1 protein-coding gene is annotated in these 436 nt (G+C 47.5%); it reads right to left on the bottom strand.

Features of this window, described 5'->3' with window-relative positions; all coding sequences use genetic code 11:
• Nucleotides 1-52: 52 nt before the first annotated feature.
• A complete protein-coding gene (locus AB4653_RS27690) occupies nt 53-400 on the bottom strand; it encodes a RidA family protein (protein WP_004729674.1) in 348 nt (115 codons plus the stop codon).
• Between the last annotated feature and the right edge of the window lie 36 nt (nt 401-436).

The following is a 436-nucleotide window of genomic DNA, read 5'->3' as shown; positions in this document are numbered from 1 at the left end:
CGAGGTATCTGGAATCTCTTGAAGCCATTGCGTCACTAAAAGCTTTAAGCCATTACTTCTCAGCGGCAATCACAGAGATCTCAACAAGTAGCGCTTCACGAGCCATGTCGCCAGTCACACATGCGCGAGCTGGAGCGTGGCCTTCAGGTACCCATGCATCCCATACTGCGTTCATTTCTTGGAAGTCTTTCATGTCTTTCAAGTAAATCGTTGCTGACAGCATGTGCTCTTTATCGCTGCCCGCTTGCTCAAGTAGGGCTTCCACTTTATCTAGCATCGTTTGTGTTTGTTCTGTGATGTCTTTAGTTGCATCAGCACACACCTGGCCACATAGGTAGATAGTGCCGTTGTGTTTAACAATACGGCTCATGCGTTGTTTGGTTTCTTGGCGCTCAATCATCGACTTTCTCTCTCTGTGTCACCGTGATCCAATATC

The sequence above is a fragment of the Vibrio sp. 10N.222.48.A3 genome, from assembly GCF_041475345.1.
Taxonomy (GTDB): domain Bacteria; phylum Pseudomonadota; class Gammaproteobacteria; order Enterobacterales; family Vibrionaceae; genus Vibrio; species Vibrio tasmaniensis_A.
This window is presented reverse-complemented; position numbering and strand designations above follow the sequence as displayed.

Coding starts and splice junctions, on each gene's coding strand:
- AB4653_RS27690 (WP_004729674.1), bottom strand. CDS start 400: ATGATTGAGCGCCAAGAAACCAAACAACGCATGAGCCGTATTGTTAAA.